This window comes from Pedobacter sp. AK013, from assembly GCF_014205835.1.
Lineage (GTDB): Bacteria > Bacteroidota > Bacteroidia > Sphingobacteriales > Sphingobacteriaceae > Pedobacter.
In genome coordinates, this window is the sequence record NZ_JACHCQ010000004.1 from 65,337 (window position 1) to 82,365 (window position 17,029).

The 17,029-nt window shown below is 37.2% G+C and carries 17 protein-coding genes; 3 read left to right on the plus strand and 14 right to left on the minus strand.

The window, feature by feature from the left end:
• Positions 1-76: 76 nt before the first annotated feature.
• Positions 77-811, minus strand: coding sequence for a murein L,D-transpeptidase family protein (locus tag HDC90_RS04160; RefSeq protein ID WP_184464161.1), 735 nt, complete (start codon positions 809-811; stop codon positions 77-79).
• Positions 812-1,014: 203 nt separating this feature from the next.
• Here HDC90_RS04160 and HDC90_RS04165 point away from each other — a divergent pair, with 203 nt between their 5' ends.
• Positions 1,015-3,099 carry a hypothetical protein gene (locus HDC90_RS04165; RefSeq protein WP_184464163.1) on the plus strand — a complete coding sequence of 695 codons (2,085 nt, stop codon included), beginning with the start codon at positions 1,015-1,017 and terminating at the stop codon, positions 3,097-3,099.
• A gap of 139 nt (positions 3,100-3,238) precedes the next feature.
• Here the strand turns inward: HDC90_RS04165 and HDC90_RS04170 are convergent, their stop codons facing one another.
• The 5 genes from HDC90_RS04170 to HDC90_RS04190 all read right to left on the minus strand — a co-directional run bounded on the left by HDC90_RS04170 (position 3,239) and on the right by HDC90_RS04190 (position 7,474).
• On the minus strand, positions 3,239-3,853 hold the full coding sequence (locus HDC90_RS04170; protein WP_184464165.1) for a trimeric intracellular cation channel family protein: 615 nt from the start codon (positions 3,851-3,853) through the stop codon (positions 3,239-3,241).
• Between the two features lie 100 nt (positions 3,854-3,953).
• Positions 3,954-4,253, minus strand: a complete 300-nt coding sequence (locus HDC90_RS04175) for a septum formation initiator family protein (protein WP_184464167.1) — start codon at positions 4,251-4,253, stop codon at positions 3,954-3,956.
• A 208-nt stretch (positions 4,254-4,461) separates the two neighbouring features.
• Positions 4,462-5,757 (minus strand): phosphopyruvate hydratase, encoded by a 1,296-nt coding sequence (gene eno, locus HDC90_RS04180; protein WP_184464169.1) that lies wholly within the window; start codon positions 5,755-5,757, stop codon positions 4,462-4,464.
• Between the two features lie 285 nt (positions 5,758-6,042).
• A complete protein-coding gene (locus tag HDC90_RS04185) occupies positions 6,043-6,891 on the minus strand; it encodes a DUF2911 domain-containing protein (RefSeq protein WP_184464171.1) in 849 nt (282 codons plus the stop codon).
• Between the two features lie 73 nt (positions 6,892-6,964).
• On the minus strand, positions 6,965-7,474 hold the full coding sequence (locus HDC90_RS04190; protein WP_184464173.1) for a GNAT family N-acetyltransferase: 510 nt from the start codon (positions 7,472-7,474) through the stop codon (positions 6,965-6,967).
• Between the two features lie 74 nt (positions 7,475-7,548).
• Here HDC90_RS04190 and HDC90_RS04195 point away from each other — a divergent pair, with 74 nt between their 5' ends.
• On the plus strand, positions 7,549-8,181 hold the full coding sequence (locus HDC90_RS04195) for an AAA family ATPase (RefSeq protein WP_184464175.1): 633 nt from the start codon (positions 7,549-7,551) through the stop codon (positions 8,179-8,181).
• Positions 8,181-9,308 carry a hypothetical protein gene (locus tag HDC90_RS04200; RefSeq protein ID WP_184464177.1) on the plus strand — a complete coding sequence of 376 codons (1,128 nt, stop codon included), beginning with the start codon at positions 8,181-8,183 and terminating at the stop codon, positions 9,306-9,308. Before HDC90_RS04195 ends, HDC90_RS04200 begins: the two co-directional genes overlap by 1 nt.
• Before the next feature lie 76 nt (positions 9,309-9,384).
• Here HDC90_RS04200 and dacB read toward each other — a convergent pair whose 3' ends face one another.
• From dacB to HDC90_RS04240, 8 genes are all read right to left on the minus strand, one after another.
• The gene (gene dacB / locus HDC90_RS04205; RefSeq protein WP_184464179.1) at positions 9,385-10,794 is read right to left on the minus strand and encodes a D-alanyl-D-alanine carboxypeptidase/D-alanyl-D-alanine-endopeptidase; all 1,410 of its coding nucleotides are present in this window, start codon (positions 10,792-10,794) and stop codon (positions 9,385-9,387) included.
• A 72-nt stretch (positions 10,795-10,866) separates the two neighbouring features.
• Positions 10,867-11,034 carry a CDP-alcohol phosphatidyltransferase family protein gene (locus HDC90_RS25665; RefSeq protein ID WP_370576570.1) on the minus strand — a complete coding sequence of 56 codons (168 nt, stop codon included), beginning with the start codon at positions 11,032-11,034 and terminating at the stop codon, positions 10,867-10,869.
• Between the two features lie 67 nt (positions 11,035-11,101).
• Positions 11,102-12,091: an aspartate-semialdehyde dehydrogenase gene (locus HDC90_RS04215; RefSeq protein ID WP_184464183.1), complete on the minus strand. Its 990-nt coding sequence runs from the start codon at positions 12,089-12,091 to the stop codon at positions 11,102-11,104.
• 234 nt (positions 12,092-12,325) lie between these two features.
• Positions 12,326-13,195, minus strand: coding sequence for a sugar phosphate isomerase/epimerase (locus tag HDC90_RS04220; protein ID WP_184464186.1), 870 nt, complete (start codon positions 13,193-13,195; stop codon positions 12,326-12,328).
• A gap of 5 nt (positions 13,196-13,200) precedes the next feature.
• The gene (locus HDC90_RS04225; RefSeq protein WP_184464188.1) at positions 13,201-14,076 is read right to left on the minus strand and encodes a sugar phosphate isomerase/epimerase; all 876 of its coding nucleotides are present in this window, start codon (positions 14,074-14,076) and stop codon (positions 13,201-13,203) included.
• 8 nt (positions 14,077-14,084) lie between these two features.
• On the minus strand, positions 14,085-14,975 hold the full coding sequence (locus tag HDC90_RS04230) for a hydroxypyruvate isomerase family protein (protein WP_184464190.1): 891 nt from the start codon (positions 14,973-14,975) through the stop codon (positions 14,085-14,087).
• 1 nt (position 14,976) lies between these two features.
• The gene (locus HDC90_RS04235) at positions 14,977-16,218 is read right to left on the minus strand and encodes a nucleoside permease (protein ID WP_184464192.1); all 1,242 of its coding nucleotides are present in this window, start codon (positions 16,216-16,218) and stop codon (positions 14,977-14,979) included.
• A 98-nt stretch (positions 16,219-16,316) separates the two neighbouring features.
• Positions 16,317-16,997 (minus strand): DUF1080 domain-containing protein, encoded by a 681-nt coding sequence (locus HDC90_RS04240; protein WP_184464194.1) that lies wholly within the window; start codon positions 16,995-16,997, stop codon positions 16,317-16,319.
• Positions 16,998-17,029 lie beyond the last annotated feature (32 nt).

Consider the following 17,029-nt stretch of genomic DNA (forward strand, 5'->3'; position numbering starts at 1 on the left):
AAGGCGGGTAGTTACCCTAAACCTTACGCCTTTTAGCTTTTACCTTGTTTAAGAACAGAACTTTATAACATTTCAACTACTTTACAACATATTTCCCTTTTACCTCACTTACATTAGCTTGGTTTTTATTTTTCTCAAAAGCTAAATACCCTGGCTGCAATGATTTCCAAAAACTTGCCTGAGCCGGAAACTGTGCTGAATATTTCTTTAAATTTTCATTTGTCATTTTGAAAGGATAGATGTTAACAGGAATCTTCTCCTGACCTGCATTTCTGGCTTCAACGCCCAAAACATAAACTTCTTTAATTTTTTCGTCCGTTAATGGAATACAGCCCACAGTAACACAATTGCCGTGGATGTAAATATCACCTCCAGGTTTTCTATCTTTTCCTGTTCTGGCATAATCTACCGTATTTGGGTAATTCACCCCAAGAGATAAGTGAAAATTACTCATTGGGTTGAAAACGTTAACGTAGTAGAAACCTTCCGGCGTTTGTCCGTCGCCTTCAATTACTTTTGGACCAATAGTACCAGAATGTGCACAGAAATCGTAAGTTCTGAATAAAGAATAGGTTTTAGCAGAATTACTCCTTAACCATACTTCCAGTTTGCCTTCAGTTTTGTAGGCATTGATTATCATAGAGAATTGATCTCCATAACCACCAGCCTGAATAAATTTTTTCAGCGTTTCCCATTTTTCATTATAGGCCTTTTCTACTCTTTCAAATTTGATTTGAGTTTCTTTAAAATTATTTTGGGCATTCACCATGAGGCTTAGAGATAGCAGAAACGTTAAACAGATTAATTTCATAAAGATTGATTTGGTTAAAACTAACGAATTTATCTTTTTTAACCGCTAAGGTCGCCAAGATTTTCTAATTGTCGCGCGCAAAGGACGCTAAGTTTTGAAATTGCAGGATGTACATTTTCATTATGGTACTTTACGTAAATTCTTTGCTCAATTACGGTTAATACCCTTGAAAATTTCCTCAAAATTACCATCTTTATAAAAGTATGAATAGTTTTTTTTCAGGTACATCTATTTTGTTTTTTCTCGGTTGCTTGGCTTTGGGTGTGCTGTATGCCTGGTTGCTTTATCGCGACAACAAAAATTTAGATAAAAAACTTCAGTATGGCTTAACTGCATTACGGATTATCGCAGTAACTACCATTGCTTGGTTAATATTTGCACCACTTATCAAAACGCTAAATTACACCTTAGATAAGCCCATAATTATTATCGGACAGGATAATTCCCTCTCTGTAGGTCAGGTTAAAGCGGTTGGTTTCGACCAAAAATTATATGAGCAAAACCTCAAAACTTTACAAGATAAACTATCAGACAAGTACGAAGTGAAAACGCTTCACTTTGGCGACCAGGTATCAGATGGTTTTGATTTTAAAAATCAGGGAAAATTAACTGATGCTTCGGCCTTTTTTCAGAAAATTAGAGATGAATATACCAACAGAAATGTTGGTGCCATTATTTTAGCTACGGATGGTATTTTTAATCACGGTGGAAATCCGCTGTATAGCGTTAATCAGATTAATGCCCCGGTATACACGGTTGCCTTGGGTGATAGTATTCCAAAGCGTGATCTATTGATCTCAAATGTAAATTACAATAATATTGTGTATTTGGATGATGACTTTACGGTTGAAGTTCAAGTGCAGGCTTTTCAAAGCAATGGTGAAAACACCTCTTTAACGGTTAGTCAAAACGGAGCTAAGATTGAGCAACAGAACATAGCCATTAATGGAAGCGCTTTTGTTAAAACGATTCCTGTTAAGATTCATGCAGGTAAAATTGGCGTTCAGAAATATACAGTGCAATTGGGAGCCCTACAAAATGAAATCACGACCAGAAATAATAGCCAGACCTTTTACGTAGAAGTTATTGACGGTCGGCAGAAGGTATTGCTTGCAGCGGCTGCACCACATCCCGATTTAAGCGTATTAAAAGAGGCCATTTCACTCAATAAACATTACGAAGCTAAATTAGCCCTTGCTGATGGCTTGAATGCGGCAGATCCTTCTAAATTCGATTTAATTGTATTATATCAATTGCCAGATGCGCAGAATATTTCATCAGCCTTTCTCAAGAAGTTGACAAACCTAAAAAAACCACTTTGGTATATTTTGGGTGCACAGAGCAATATCAATACTTTTAACCAGATCCAAAATCAGGTGAATTTAAGTGCTACCAATGGTTCGCTCCAGGAAGTATATGCCGATCCTGCTAATGGATTTACTAGTTTTAATCTTACGGAGGAAGATAAAAAACAAATTTCTACCTTCGATCCTTTGCTTAGCCCATTTGGAAGGTTGAGCGTAAATGCAGGCGCAATACCTGTTTTTAACCAACGCATAGGCAAAGTAAGTACGCAACAACCATTGTTGTTTTTTGCTAACGAAAACGGCACTAAAGCAGGTTATTTAATGGGAGAGGGGTTATGGCGCTGGAAACTTTCAGAAGCCGAAAATGAAAGTAATCAATCAGTTTTAAACGACCTGGTTTCAAAAACAGTTCAATACCTTTCGGTTAAAGATGATAAGCGGAGGTTTAAGGTGTTTACTTCAAAGTCTGCTTACGATGAAAATGAAAGCATCCAGTTTAATGGCAATCTTTATAACGATAGCTATCAACCTGTAAATGAGTCGGAAGTTAACCTTCAGGTTAAAAATGAAGCAGGCAAAGTGTTTAGTTATATTTTTTCTAAAACAGAAAATGGTTATCAGCTAGATGCAGGAACCATGCCTGCAGGAAATTATTCTTATTACGCCAATACCGAACTGGGCGGAAAGAAATTTACAGCTACCGGTAGTTTTTATATAAATGCGCTGATTTCGGAATTCCAACAAACAACAGCCAATCACCAGCTTTTAAATACCCTATCTAAACAAAGCAATGGCAAATTGTTTATGCCAGAAAACCTGCTTAAAATAGCCGACGAGATTACTAAAAATGAAAATATTAAAACCATCAGCTACGAAGACCGTAAGTACGATGAACTGATTAGTATGAAATGGCTGTTCGGCTTAATTTTGATTTTGCTAGGAGTTGAGTGGTTTTTAAGAAAGCGGAACGGGGAACTCTAAGTTTGGAGTTGGGTGGGCAGTCAGATGTTTTCATCTGACTGCTAGATATCTTCTGATAAATAGTTGAAGCTCTTAGATTAATTCGAAAAGTGTCAGCTGGTAACACCTGACACTACGGAAATTAAAACCCCCAACTGTTTTAGTGCCATTCGTCCCGGTAAACAAACTTGGGCATGTGCCATTCGAAACGTATGGAAAGCAACCTTAGTGTTAAGCCTACTATGGCAGCCAGAACAGTAGCCAGCATTTCTGAACCATGAAAATGCTCTATGCCGATATAAATGGCACCGGTAACAATAGCTGCACTGGCATAAATCTCTTTTCTAAAAAGAAATGGAACTTCATTACAAAGTACATCGCGAAGCACGCCGCCTGCACAACCGGTTATCATGCCGCTAAAAAGTACAATTAAATAAGGTAAATGGATTTGCTGCGCTACCTGACAGCCAATAATGGTAAATACCACTAAACCTAAAGCATCGAGATAAAGAAATAACTTTTTAAGCTTAGTCATGATCGAAGCAATAAATGCAGCAAGCAAGGCTGCGGCAGCGGTAATCACTAAATATTCAGGGTGTTCTACCCAGCTCATCGGGTAATGCCCAAACAGTACATTTCTAACTGTTCCACCACCTAATGCTGTAACCCAGGCAATAATACAAACACCAACCCAATCCATATCACGTCTACCAGCAGAAAGCGCAGCAGTCATAGCTTCGGCTGTTATGGCGATAATGTAAAGGATGTGGAGCATTCGAATGGTTAACTGTTTGAATTGGTTAATCGGTTAACTTTTTGGCGAATTGTTTAATAGTTGGATTGTCAACTGCCAATTGAAAATTGTCAACTGAAAACTAATCTTTTTTCTCTTCCTGGATAATCACAAAAACATCTTCATTGTCTTTTTTCATGAAATATTTTTCGCGGGCAAATTTTTCAGCTGTATTCAGATTGGTGTTTAGTTCGTTTAAATCTTTTTTAACCTGAGCGGTTTCTTTCTCAAAATATTCTTTTTCTTGCTGCAATTTGTTGGCCTGACTACGGTATTCGTATTGCGACATCATATCGTTTTTATCGAAAAATAGCATCCACATCGCAAAAGCGACAGTTGCAAGGAAATATTTATTGCGGAAAAGATCTATTAAACGTTTCATATTTTTCTCGAAAACCGTTATTAAGCCTGTAAGGTTTGTAGAACAAATATAGTATTAAAATAAAAACATCCGAAGATTTAAAATCTCCGGATGTTTTCCAAATAAGTTTTTCAACTTGTTAACATTAAATTGGATTGTCATGTTGAGCCTGTCGAAACATCTATCGAAAAGTTCTTCGACAAGCTCAGAATGACACTCAACATAAGGACTATTTCTTAGCGTATTTGAATTTTGAACCGATGAAACGTGCATTTTCACCTAATTCTTCTTCAATACGTAATAATTGATTGTATTTTGCAATCCTGTCTGAACGAGATGCAGAACCGGTTTTAATCTGTCCGCAGTTTAATGCAACAGCTAAATCAGCGATGGTAACATCTTCAGTTTCACCAGAACGGTGACTCATTACCGAAGTATAACCACTGTTTTGCGCTAAAGTTACTGCATTGATGGTTTCAGTTAAAGAACCAATCTGGTTTACTTTTACCAAAATTGAGTTAGCAGTAGCCTCGTCGATACCACGTTGTAAACGCGTAACGTTGGTTACAAATAAATCATCACCAACCAACTGAACATGGTCGCCGATTTTATCTGTTAAGCTTTTCCAGCCAGTCCAGTCGTTCTCGTCCATACCATCTTCAATAGAGATAATTGGATATTTTGCAGAAAGATCGGCTAAATACTGTGCCTGCTCTTCGCTAGAACGAATTACACCAGTAGCACCTTCAAATTTAGTATAGTCGTATTTACCATCTTTGTAGAACTCAGACGATGCACAATCTAAAGCTAAACAGATCTGTGATCCTGGTTTGTAACCAGCAGTTTCAATTGCTTTTAATACGGTTTCAATTGCATCTTCAGTACCATCAAAAGTTGGTGCAAAACCACCTTCGTCACCTACAGCAGTAGATAAACCTCTATCGTGAAGAATTTTTTTCAAGCTATGGAAAACTTCAGTTCCCCAACGTAAAGCCTCAGAGAAAGAAGGGGCACCAACTGGCATAATCATAAATTCCTGGAAAGCGATAGGCGCATCAGAGTGAGAACCACCGTTAATGATGTTCATCATCGGAATTGGTAAAGTGTTTGCATTAACACCACCAATATAGCGGTATAATGGTTGACCGATTTCATCAGCAGCAGCTTTAGCAGCCGCCAAAGAAACGCCTAAAATAGCATTAGCACCTAAGTTACTTTTGTTTTCAGTACCATCTAGGTCTAACATGATTTTATCAATTGTATTTTGCTCAAAAACATCAATACCTCTTAATGCATCAGCAATTTTAGTATTTACATTTTCTACAGCTTTTAAAACACCTTTACCTAAATATGTAGATTTATCACCATCACGTAATTCAACAGCCTCATATTGTCCAGTAGATGCACCGCTTGGTACAGCTGCACGGCCAAAAGCACCTGCTTCTGTTACAACTTCTACTTCTACTGTTGGATTGCCTCTCGAATCGAGAATTTGTCTGGCATGGACATTAACGATTATGCTCATTTTTATTTGATTTTTTATTGATTTTTTAACCTGCTTAGTGTATAAAGTACAATTACTAAGCGCAACATCAAAGTTAGTATATTTTTTAAATAAATAAAGCGTTTTAAGGCTTAATGTTACGATAGTTGTCTGAGTTAACTGATGGTTAATTTTAAGTTAATATTAGCGTTCTGTAATGCTGAGGTTATAATTTATTATATAAAAATCAATATAAATTGCAGAAGATTTCTATTATGGTGATAGTCTGTGATAAACCGTCATTGCAATGACGATCTTTCTATCCCCTTATTTTTTAGCCTCGGCCAAAAGTTCAGAATTTAAGCGCACATATTCATCAATCTTTTGTGCTTTTGCAGCCTCAATTCCCTGTTGTGCTGTAACTGCTGCACTTGCTTTATCGCCCATTTTTAACTGGATACGGCCTTTCCATAGCTTAAACCAAGGTGCTTTTAGATCTGATTTTTCTGCTTCAGTCATCCACTCTAAAGCTTGTTTTAAATCTTTTCCATTTTGAAAATAATATTGTGCGGCCGCAAAATATGGTTTCTTTTCACCTTTCATCGCTTCAACAATATTAGCCATTACTTTTTCATCAATAGAAGTAGTAATATTAATGGCGTATGCACTATTCTCCCACATCATATTTAAAGTAGCCGAGGTTTCGCTTACAGCCGAAAATTGCATGGTTAAGGTTTCTACTTTATCCTTTAAAGCTGTCGTTTTTACTTTTACACGCAGTATATCGTCACTTTCTTTATAAGTGTAGGCTCCCCATTGATCGGGCGTTTTGCTAAAAATAACCGTCCATTCGTTTTTACCTGGGATGCTGAACAGGCCATATTCGCCCGCAGGCAGATCTTTGCCCTCAATTTTAACATCATCGGTAAATTTGATGCGTGTTGCTGCATTTGCGCCATTGCGCCAAACCACGCCCATAGGTTCCATACCGCCAAAAATTTTACGGCCCTTAACATTAGGACGTGAGTAGGTTAAAGTTATTTTGCCCAATCCAAAATCCTGGATTAAGGTTTGCCCACTACTGGCTTGTGGGAATTTGACCCCCTGGGCATTGGCAAGATCTATTGCACCCAAAAGTGCAATAAACAGCACTACTGATTTGATCGATAATTTCATTGTTTTGTTGTTTTTGGTTTGTACGAATTTACGCAATAAGCTTTGAGTTTAACAAAATGTTTTAATTCCGTTCTTAGCTTAGCTGATGTTTCCTGAACCCGAAAATTAATTCATCAAAGTATTCGCCATTTTTAAAAATGGTTCCTTTCAACTCCGCCTCGAAAACAAAACCAGCTTTTTTTAAAACATGTTGTGAGGCCAGGTTGGTATGTGAAGTCCTGGCGAAAATCCTTTCGATATCAAATGTTTCGAAACCGTATTTAAGCATTTCTTTTATAACAAGTGGAACAATGCCCTTGCCCCAGTGTTCCTCAGCAATCCAATAACCCATTTCTGCACTTTTGCTGTAGATATCTGCAAGTTGATGCACACCTATCGATCCGATTACTTCATCATTCAACACAATAGCTTTGATCTGTAATGGATCGTGACTCTGAGCTAACTGTATAAAAGCCTCTCCATCTTTTTCTTCGTATGGGAAAGGGAATTTATTGGTCAGGTATTTAGAAATATTAAAATTATTGGCATGTTTAACCAAATTTTTAACATCACTAGGTTGATAAGGGCGTAAAACTAATTGCATCGTTTATAATTTTATCAAGATAAATAAGATCTGTAACTTTTTATTAAAACTAAAGTCAGAAATAAAATGGTTTTATGTTACACTTCAATCAATTTGAAAAATCTTATTTCAATCATCTTATTTTAAAGATAGATAATATTAAAATCCCGGAAGGCATTTTCTGGATAAAAGGTAGCAATGGGGTAGGCAAGAGCACGCTGCTGAAAGCAATTGCTGGAATATTGTCTTTTAAGGGCGATATCGCAATTGGTACAGTCTACTTGAAACATCATGGCGTTTCTTATCGAAAGCTTGTAAATTTTGCCGAAGCCGAACCGCTATATCCTGAATTTTTAACCGGATTTGAAATGGTCGATCTTTTTGCTAAAGCAAAAGAAGCTGTCTCCGGCCAAGGAGATACTTTAATAACTGATATGGGAATGAAACCATACATCCATAACCCGGTGGGTTCATATTCTAGTGGCATGTTGAAAAAGCTATCGTTGGTTTTGGCTTTTTTAGGGCAACCAAGGTTAATCTTGTTAGACGAACCTTTAAATACAATTGATGTAGAATCTTTAGAAATATTATACCGTTGGATCAATAAAAAGTATCAAAATGAAAAAATCAGTTTTCTATTGTCTTCACATCAATCATTAGATGAAGCGAAACTGCCTGGATTAAAACAGATTAATATTGAAGATAAAAAAATAACATTGAATTTTTAATGTCTTTGCTTTCTAACACCGCCTTAAAGAAAATATTTGTTGATGGATTTTACCGTACCCATGCAGGTATGTTGGTATTCATCTTCGTGATACTGATCAGTTACTGTTTGTTTATTAATACTTTGGGCACTGTTCGGCCAGAGCAAATAGATTTTTGGCAGTTTTTCTTTACCGTTAGTATAGTGAGTAACCCACTTATTTTAACTTTTTACCTGATAGGAAGTTCTCTTTATGCGTATAAAAGCTTAAAATATGTTTTAAGCCAGCTTGCTTTGCCCCAACAAGAGTTTCTCTATTATAGTTTTACCGCATCAAGTAAAAAACAGCAGTTTAAAAATTGGTTTATTGTACAAGTATATATTTTCATCCCGGTTTTAAGTTATACCTTATATGCAATAACCATTGGACTGATATTTGGTTTCTATTTTATTTCTATAGTTATATTACTTTTTCAGCTGCTTCTGATTATGGCCGGTGCATATATCTGTTTAAAAGAAAGTAATTGTTTAATCGATGCTAATAGACCCAGTTGGTTGATCAGGATTACCGGAAAATGGAATAAGCCGGTCTTTTTGTTATACAGTTTTCAGGTTTTCAATCAATCGAAGTTGGCTTATACGCTTACCAAGCTGCTTTCATGGGGATTGATTTCGAGCGTGTTTTTCGTTTTTATTGATCTTAAAGATAATGACAAGTTACTTATGCTGATTACTTCCTGTATTGTAGTGGCACATGTGATACTCATTTATCAGGAAAAGATCTTTAACGATCGCTACCTGTCTTTCCTCTCAAATTTTCCATTTACCAAATCGAAGATATTTTTTAGCTTTTGCTTAAACTATCTCGTTTTATTATTGCCCGAAATATGTTGGATATTTACCAACTTTGGCATTTTAACATCGTTTGAGTTAATCATATTTGCCTTTTCTGCAATCTTGTTGTTTAGAAGTTTGCTTTTACTGAATGGAATTCAGGTTAAAGGATTTTTGATAAAAGTTTTTAGCCTGTTTTTCTTTTTTTACATCGTTATTATGTTTGGCTTAGGCTTAGTGCTAATTCCTGTAAATATTATTGCTGCTTGGATGGTGTTTAGAAGGAATTATTTGAATGATAATGCGATATCGTAAAAAGTAAATAATTAATTTACGAATGTTCTGTGAAAACACAGATCATGGAGTGGGAGAGTAATGTTTTGTGTTGATATTACTTCAATTCATCTAATACCCTAAACAGCTTCTTGTTAATCGCGCTTCCGCTATAATTATTAATATTAATCACTACCACATATTTGTTGCCTGCAGCATCAGTATGGTAACCTGCAAACGCCGAAACGTCATTTATCGTTCCGCTTTTAATCTTCATGCCATTGTATTCTGGCAGGGCTTTATAATAATCAGGAAACCAATTTTCTTTTTGAATCTGGAAAAGTATACTGGCCATTGACGAGGTTGTTATCCTGTCACCTGGAGAAAGTCCGCTGCCGTCGATAATATTCAATGCCGTTCTATCGATGCCTTTATCAGCCCAAAAATTGATTTCGGTTTCTGCTCCCTTGCTTGTTGTACCCGTTTTTCCTGATTTTACAGCAATGGTTTTCAAAAGTGATTCGCCATATAAATTGATGCTTTTCTTTAAAAACCAATAAGTGATCTCGCTTAAACCTGGCGAACTGATCGTGTTGATTTTCTGTGTAACAGAAGGAATAACCTGATTGTTTAAAGCCATTAACCTCGTAGTTGTGGCCTGTAGACCGGTCGAAATGCCCAATCTTTTTAAAGTATCCTGTAAACGGTAGGCGCAATCAAAAGCAGGGTCGGGGAGGGCGACTGAAATGCCCGCTTTAGCGATGCCAATTCCCCAGCTTCCACGGAGATAGGCAACATTACTATAAGGTGGAAGAAAAGCATAACTTCTATCTCCCGTACCAGATGCGCCGGTTTTTAGTTCATTTACTAGCTGCACATAAGGTGTAGCCGGAACTGTTTTTATAATTTTTACCTCGTCGTCAGTGCTATTTCCAGGTTTCAAATGGATATCGAACTGATTTTCGCGCCAGGCTAAGCCAGAAGTTCCGGCACCGTAGTAATTGCCTATATCCTGCCAAACCCAGCCTTCGGGTGTAGTTTGTGTACCAAAAATACGGTCGTCGCCAATTACGGCGCCTTCAATTTTTTTTATGCCAGCCAATTTTATAGCTGCAACCCATTGTGTTAAAACGGTATTTTCTTTGTTTTGGTAACGCCACGAACCTAAGGTAGGATCACCGCTGCCAATAATCATTAAATTCCCTTTTAATGTGCCATCAGCACTAACTATACCCGTGTAAGCCAAAGTAGTTTGGAACTGAAAATCTTTTCCTAATATACTAAATGCAGTGGCTGCGGTAATGGTTTTTAAGGTTGAAGCGGTAGCCAAACCGATCTGCTCATTTTTGGCATAAAGCGTTTTACCTGTATTGGCATCCAAAACACAAAGTGAAACAATAGCATGCTTTGCCTGTTCGTCGTTCAATAAATTATTAAAAGCTTTTTCGATGTTTTGAATTCGGTTTTGGGCATCAACAATGTTTGCAGCAAAAATTAAAAGGAATAGTGAATATATTTTTAATCGCATGGGGATTTTATCTGTTTGAGGATTAGCAAAGATAAAATTAATTAAAAGGTGATGGTTGTTATGATAACATCTTTACAAATGTTTGAGCCTGCGGGCAATAATACCATCAACTACATTAGTTAGCAAACCAATGAATATTAATATAATGGCTAGAGAGGGGTAATGTACAGCCTTAAAAACACTGAGTAGAATAGTTGCAAAACCAATCAATTGCCGCGAGTAAATTAAGGCCAGCGGAATATTTTTTTATAAATGGAGCGCATAAAAAAGCCCCCCGATTTTACATCGGGGGGCTTGTATTTATTGATTAAACCAATTCTTTTTGAACCAGGTATTCGGCAATTTGAACTGCATTGGTTGCAGCGCCTTTACGTAAGTTATCGGCAACAATCCAAAGGTTTAATGCTTTTGGTGCCGATTCGTCTCTACGGATACGACCTACAAAAACTTCATCTTTTTCATGTGCATCTTTTGGCATCGGGTATTTTAGGTTGGCAACATCATCTACAACAATTACGCCTGGTGCCTTTTCTAAAATGCTGCGTACTTCAGCTAAATCGAAATCATTTTCGAACTCAATATTAACAGACTCTGAGTGACCACCCATAACCGGGATACGAACGGTAGTAGCGGTAACTTTAATGGTATCATCGCTCATGATTTTGTTCGTTTCCTTAACCATTTTCATTTCTTCTTTGGTATATCCGTTGTCTGTGAAAACATCGATATGCGGAAGAACATTCAAATCTATTTCGTATGGATAAGCCTTAGGACCATCAACGCCTTTACGCTCGTTCATTAACTGCTCAACTGCTTTAACGCCTGTACCGGTAACCGATTGATAAGTAGAAACGATTACACGTTTAATTTTGTATTTATCGTGCAAAGGTTTTAAAACCACAACCATTTGAATGGTAGAACAGTTCGGGTTAGCAATTATTTTGTTGTCGATAGAAAGTTCGTGTGCATTAACTTCTGGTACAATTAATTTAATTGCAGGATCCATTCTCCATGCAGATGAGTTATCGATAACGGTTGTTCCGGCTTCTTTAAAACGTGGCGCATGTTCCAATGAAGTATTTCCACCTGCTGAAAACAAAGCGATATCTGGTTTCATGCTGATTGCAGTATCCATGCTAACAATTGGGAACTTCTTACCCTTAAAAGTAATTTCCTTGCCAACACTCTTTTCTGATGCTACGGGAATTAACTCTGTTAAAGGGAAATTTCTTTCCTCCAATACTTTTAACATGACAGTGCCCACCAATCCGGTGGCACCCACTACTGCTACTTTCATTTTAAATTTTAATTATTTTTTATTAAACATTTGATATAAGGCCAAATATGCTAAAAATTAAGCTTATATCCCTATCGTTGCCAATTTAATTTGCTTTTAATGGCAGAAATATTATTTTTTCAATAAATAATGCGGTTTTTTGAAGAAAACGCAATAGAATCAGGTGGGAGACGGCTTCAAGGCCGGAAAAGGGAATAAACCTTGCAGGGTATTAACCTGCAAGGTTGAGAAAGTTTATATCAAATTGGCTTTGATGTAATCGCAGCTTGTTTTGATTGAACCAATAGGATCAGGTTGATAATTGGTTTCGTGCTCTACAAAGAAATGTTGCATGCCCGAAAGTTTTGCCTGGGCAAAAATGCTTTTAAAATCAATAGAACCTTTACCTACTTCGGTATTCCATTCAGGTTTGGCTTTATCCATATCTTTAACATGCCACATTGGGAAGCGGCCCGGATATTTTTTAAACAAAGCAAGCGGATCATTACCCGAGCGTACTACCCAGTATAAATCCATTTCGAAATTGACCAGATTTTTATCGGTTTCGCTTAAGTAAACATCATAACCGGTGGTATCGCCTAATTTTTTAAATTCGAAATCGTGGTTGTGATAAGCAAATTTTAGGCCCGATGTTTTTGCAATTTCGGCAACTTTGTTAAAAGCTTCAGCAGTTTTCTTAAAGCCATCCACACCTTTGCTCGTATCTACGTGTGCACCAGCAATGGTAAAGAATTTACCACCAATAGCTGCTGAAGATTCGATATCTGCTTTTAATTTATCAGTTTTGCCTGTTTTTAAAAAATCATCCATACCATAATGACCGCTTGGTGCTTTTAAACCATTGGCATTAAGTAATGCTTTAAATTCTTTTGGTGTTAAGCCCCAAAATTTTCCGTTAGAAAAACCATAGGTTTCAACTTCTTTGTAACCGGCCTGTGCTACTTTTTCGATAATGCCTTTTACATCTTTTGGCAATTCATTACGTAAAGAGTACAGTTGTAAACCAATATTTTTATTTGCTTTATCAAAGGCAAAGGAAGGGATTAAGAATGCTGCTCCGGCAGCTAACCCTGCTTGCTTTAAGAATGTTCTTCTTGAATTCATCTCTTTTAAATAATCTCCTTTTTAATATAAGCACAACTTGCTGCAACAGATGCCATTGGGTTTGGTTTGTAGTTGGTTTCGTGCTCTACAAAGAAATGTTTCATGCCCGAAAGTTTAGCATCGGCAAAAATTGGTTTGAAATTTATAGCGCCGGTTCCAACTTCAGCATTTAAGGCTGGATTAGCTTTATCCATATCTTTAACATGCCACATGGTAAAACGGCCCGGATTTTCTTTAAACAGTTTTATAGGATCGTTTCCTGAACGTACCACCCAATACAGATCGAGTTCGAAATCGACTAATTTTTTATCGGTACCTTTTAACAAAATTTCGTAACCGGTGGTATCGCCAATTTTTTCGAATTCAAAATTGTGGTTGTGGTAAGCTAAACGGATGCCAGCTGCTTTACACATTTTCCCGGCTTCATTTATTCTGGCTGCAATTTTCTTATAATCCTCAGCATTCTTTCTGATGCTTGAATCTAACCAGGGAATAGTTACATATTCGCTTTTAAGTACTTTTGCTGCTGCAATTGCAGCTTTTAATTCGGTGGTATTGCCGTCGCTTAAATAAGTGCCTAAACCGTAATGACCACTTGGAGCTTTCAGTCCATTATCATCTAGCAGTTTTTTAAATTGAGCAGGCGTTAAACCCCAAAACTGATCCTTTATTGAAAAACCATATGTTTCAACTTCTTTAAAACCAGCTTTGGCAATTTTTTCTATTGTCCCTTTTACGTCTTTTGGCAATTCTTCTCTTAAAGAGTACAGTTGGAGGCCAACCGCTCTTTTATCGGCTGCTGCAAAAACAAATGAAGGAACTAAAAGTGCCGCTGCCGCAGCCATGCTGCTGTTGATTATAAAATTTCTTCTTGATATCATAGTGTAGATTAAATATCGCAGATCTCAACAGCCTTTTTTAATGAGGCAATTTTATCTGCTTGTTTAGGTATAAATTCTTGTGCCACGTAACCTTTAAAGCCGGTTTCGGCAATGGCTTTCATAATAGCTGGGTAATATAGCTCCTGGGTATCGTCTATTTCATTACGGCCAGGTACGCCTGCAGTGTGATAGTGTGCAATATACTGGTGATAATCTCTGATGTTTCTGATTACATCACCTTCATCAATTTGCATGTGATAGATATCGTAAAGCAATTTGAAGTTTTCTGAACCCACACGTTTGCAAAGCTCAGCGCCCCATGATGTTCTATCGCATTGGTAATCTTTATGGTTAACTTTGCTATTTAGCAACTCCATAACCAATACCACATTGTGCTTTTCGGCCAATGGAATTAACTGTTTTAATCCTTTAACGCAATTGTTCCAGCCAGTTTCATCATCTTTACCCCGACGGTTTCCACTAAAGCAGATCAGGTTTTTATAACCAGCTTCGGCAACAAGCGGAATCATTGCGGTATAATTTTGAATTAACTTTTCGTGGAATTTTTCGTCGTTAAAGCCGTCTACTAAATTGATCTCTGCACCATTACACATGGTCGATTCTAAACCATGTTTTTTTAAGGTAGGCCAATCTTTCGGTCCCACCAAATCAATGCCTTTGATACCTATTTTTTTTGCTTCGATGCAGAGTGCTTCTACCTCGAAACTACTAAAACACCAGCGGCATACGGCATGGTTAATATTTCCTTTTAGCCTAAGCGGCTCGTTTGATTCTCGTTTATCCATTGCGAGGGCAGATAGTCCTGAAGAAACTCCAATCGCAGCGGTTCCTGCGACGATGTTCTTTAATGCATTTCTCCTATTTATGTTTGAGGTCATGTTAAACTGCTTTAGCGTCTATTTCAGACTTGGTTTTATCGTTAAAAACTAGTGCAAATAATAAAAATACCACTAGGGCAATCCCAGCGGGTATAATCCAGATCATTTTCCAATCCATTACCCCATCTGCAGCTTTGTAGGCGTCAGAAATTCTACCTGCTACAGCAAATCCAATCAACATACCAACACCATAAGTAGCTAAGGTAATTAAGCCTTGCGCTGAACTTTTAAAACGTTCACCAGCTTTTGAATTGGTATAAATCTGCCCTGAAACGAAAAAGAAATCGTAGCAGACGCCATGTAAAGCGATTCCTAAAATTAACATAAAGCTCAATTCGCCTGCGTTACCGTAAGCAAATAATGCATAACGTACTGCCCATGCCAGCATACCGACCAAGATGGTCATTTTGAAACCGAATCTTTTAAAAAATATAGGAATAAACAATAAGAAAATAACTTCTGAAGCCTGGCCAATAGTCATTTTTCCGGTAGGGTTATCCATACCAATATTTGAAAGGAATGGATTTGCATTTTGGTAGTAAAAAGCAAGAGGAATACAGATCAAAATAGATGAGATAAAGAAAATCAGGAAGTTCCTGTCTTTTAATAGTTTTAAAGCATCAAGGCCTAAAACATCAGAAACAGTGATTTTTTCGTCCGCAGAAACTTTTGGTGGTGTTTTAGGCAGTGTGAAACTGAATAAGCCCAGGGTTAAAGAAACAATACCTGCCATTAGGAAAGTGTTTTTCAATAAACCAGCTTCGGTACCTTCTTTTGAATCCCAGTGAAAAAGGTAACTGATTAATAAACCAGCTGCAATCCAGCCAATGGTACCGAAAATACGGATAGAAGAAAATTCTTTCTCGGGATCTTTCATTTGATTGAAAGAAACAGAATTTACCAGGGCAAGGGTAGGCATGAAAAGGATCATGTAACCTAAAACGTAAGGATAAAATACGCTTATATCGGTGGCATTGTACATTTGATACATTAATATTGCACCAATGATATGAAGTACGCCTAAAATTCTTTCAGCGTTAAAATACCTGTCGGCTATTAAGCCTACAATAAAAGGTGCGATGATGGCGCCCCATGATTGTGTTGAAAATACGGCTCCGGTTTCTGAACCAGTAGCTTTAAGATTGTTTCCTAAGAAAGTCCCAAGTGTTACAAACCATGCGCCCCAGATAAAAAATTCTAGGAACATCATGGCAGAGAGTTTAAAGCGGGTAGTGCTATTCATTTGGTTATATAAGGTTATTAGGTTAGGGCGGAGGATTTAAAGTGTAAGGTTTAGGGGAGAAAAATCCCCAACCTTTTACCTTATGCCTTTAACTTCGGTTATAGTTCTTTTATAGAGATATTTTTGTACCAAACTTCATCTCCATGATCTTGTAGGGCAATTTTACCAGTCTTAAAAGTTCCCCAGTTTTCCCAGGTAGCAAATTTACTGCCAGCAACAATCTTTTTCCAGTTATCATCCCAAAGGGTGGTTTTTACCACTTCAACACCATTTAAAATTAGCGTTAATTTGCCTTTTTTGCTGATAATTTCGGCTTTGTTCCATTCGCCAACCGCTTTAACAGGTTCTGATGAGCTTTTCACCAGATCGTACAGATCGCCGGCACGGTGTTTAGTGATTTTTCCATCGGGGTGGCCATCGTTATCAATAACCTGCATTTCTAAACCTGTAGAATAGGTAGCATGGTATTTAGGTTCTTCGTGAACATAAAAAATCAGACCGCTATTTGCTTTTGGAGCCACTTTCCACTCATACTTCAAATGGAAATCGCCGTATTCTTTATCGGTAACCAAATCGCCGCCACCATCAGTGCCCTTTTTAGCTAAATCTAAGTGTAATGCACCATCCTGAACTTGCCAACCGCTACCAACAGTAGTTTTGTTGTAAGTATGCCAACCTGTTGTTGTTTTACCATCAAATAATGGCTTAAAGCCTTTTTGTGCTTTTGATATTTGCGTAACTGCTAATAGGATAAAAGCAGAAAGAAAGATTTTTTTCATTTTTTTAAATTTAAACCTGATGGGCTTTAAAA

Excerpts from the sequence above, each read along its gene's own strand:
- HDC90_RS04240 (WP_184464194.1), bottom strand. The coding sequence starts at position 16,997 with ATGAAAAAAATCTTTCTTTCTGCTTTTATCCTATTAGCAGTTACGCAA.
- HDC90_RS04220 (WP_184464186.1), bottom strand. The coding sequence starts at position 13,195 with ATGAATTCAAGAAGAACATTCTTAAAGCAAGCAGGGTTAGCTGCCGGA.
- HDC90_RS04170 (WP_184464165.1), bottom strand. The coding sequence starts at position 3,853 with ATGCTCCACATCCTTTACATTATCGCCATAACAGCCGAAGCTATGACT.
- HDC90_RS04235 (WP_184464192.1), bottom strand. The coding sequence starts at position 16,218 with ATGAATAGCACTACCCGCTTTAAACTCTCTGCCATGATGTTCCTAGAA.
- eno (WP_184464169.1), bottom strand. The coding sequence starts at position 5,757 with ATGAGCATAATCGTTAATGTCCATGCCAGACAAATTCTCGATTCGAGA.
- HDC90_RS04175 (WP_184464167.1), bottom strand. The coding sequence starts at position 4,253 with ATGAAACGTTTAATAGATCTTTTCCGCAATAAATATTTCCTTGCAACT.
- HDC90_RS04160 (WP_184464161.1), bottom strand. The coding sequence starts at position 811 with ATGAAATTAATCTGTTTAACGTTTCTGCTATCTCTAAGCCTCATGGTG.
- HDC90_RS04190 (WP_184464173.1), bottom strand. The coding sequence starts at position 7,474 with ATGCAATTAGTTTTACGCCCTTATCAACCTAGTGATGTTAAAAATTTG.
- HDC90_RS04225 (WP_184464188.1), bottom strand. The coding sequence starts at position 14,076 with ATGATATCAAGAAGAAATTTTATAATCAACAGCAGCATGGCTGCGGCA.
- HDC90_RS04200 (WP_184464177.1), top strand. The coding sequence starts at position 8,181 with ATGTCTTTGCTTTCTAACACCGCCTTAAAGAAAATATTTGTTGATGGA.
- HDC90_RS04195 (WP_184464175.1), top strand. The coding sequence starts at position 7,549 with ATGTTACACTTCAATCAATTTGAAAAATCTTATTTCAATCATCTTATT.
- HDC90_RS04185 (WP_184464171.1), bottom strand. The coding sequence starts at position 6,891 with ATGAAATTATCGATCAAATCAGTAGTGCTGTTTATTGCACTTTTGGGT.
- HDC90_RS04215 (WP_184464183.1), bottom strand. The coding sequence starts at position 12,091 with ATGAAAGTAGCAGTAGTGGGTGCCACCGGATTGGTGGGCACTGTCATG.
- HDC90_RS04230 (WP_184464190.1), bottom strand. The coding sequence starts at position 14,975 with ATGACCTCAAACATAAATAGGAGAAATGCATTAAAGAACATCGTCGCA.
- dacB (WP_184464179.1), bottom strand. The coding sequence starts at position 10,794 with ATGCGATTAAAAATATATTCACTATTCCTTTTAATTTTTGCTGCAAAC.
- HDC90_RS04165 (WP_184464163.1), top strand. The coding sequence starts at position 1,015 with ATGAATAGTTTTTTTTCAGGTACATCTATTTTGTTTTTTCTCGGTTGC.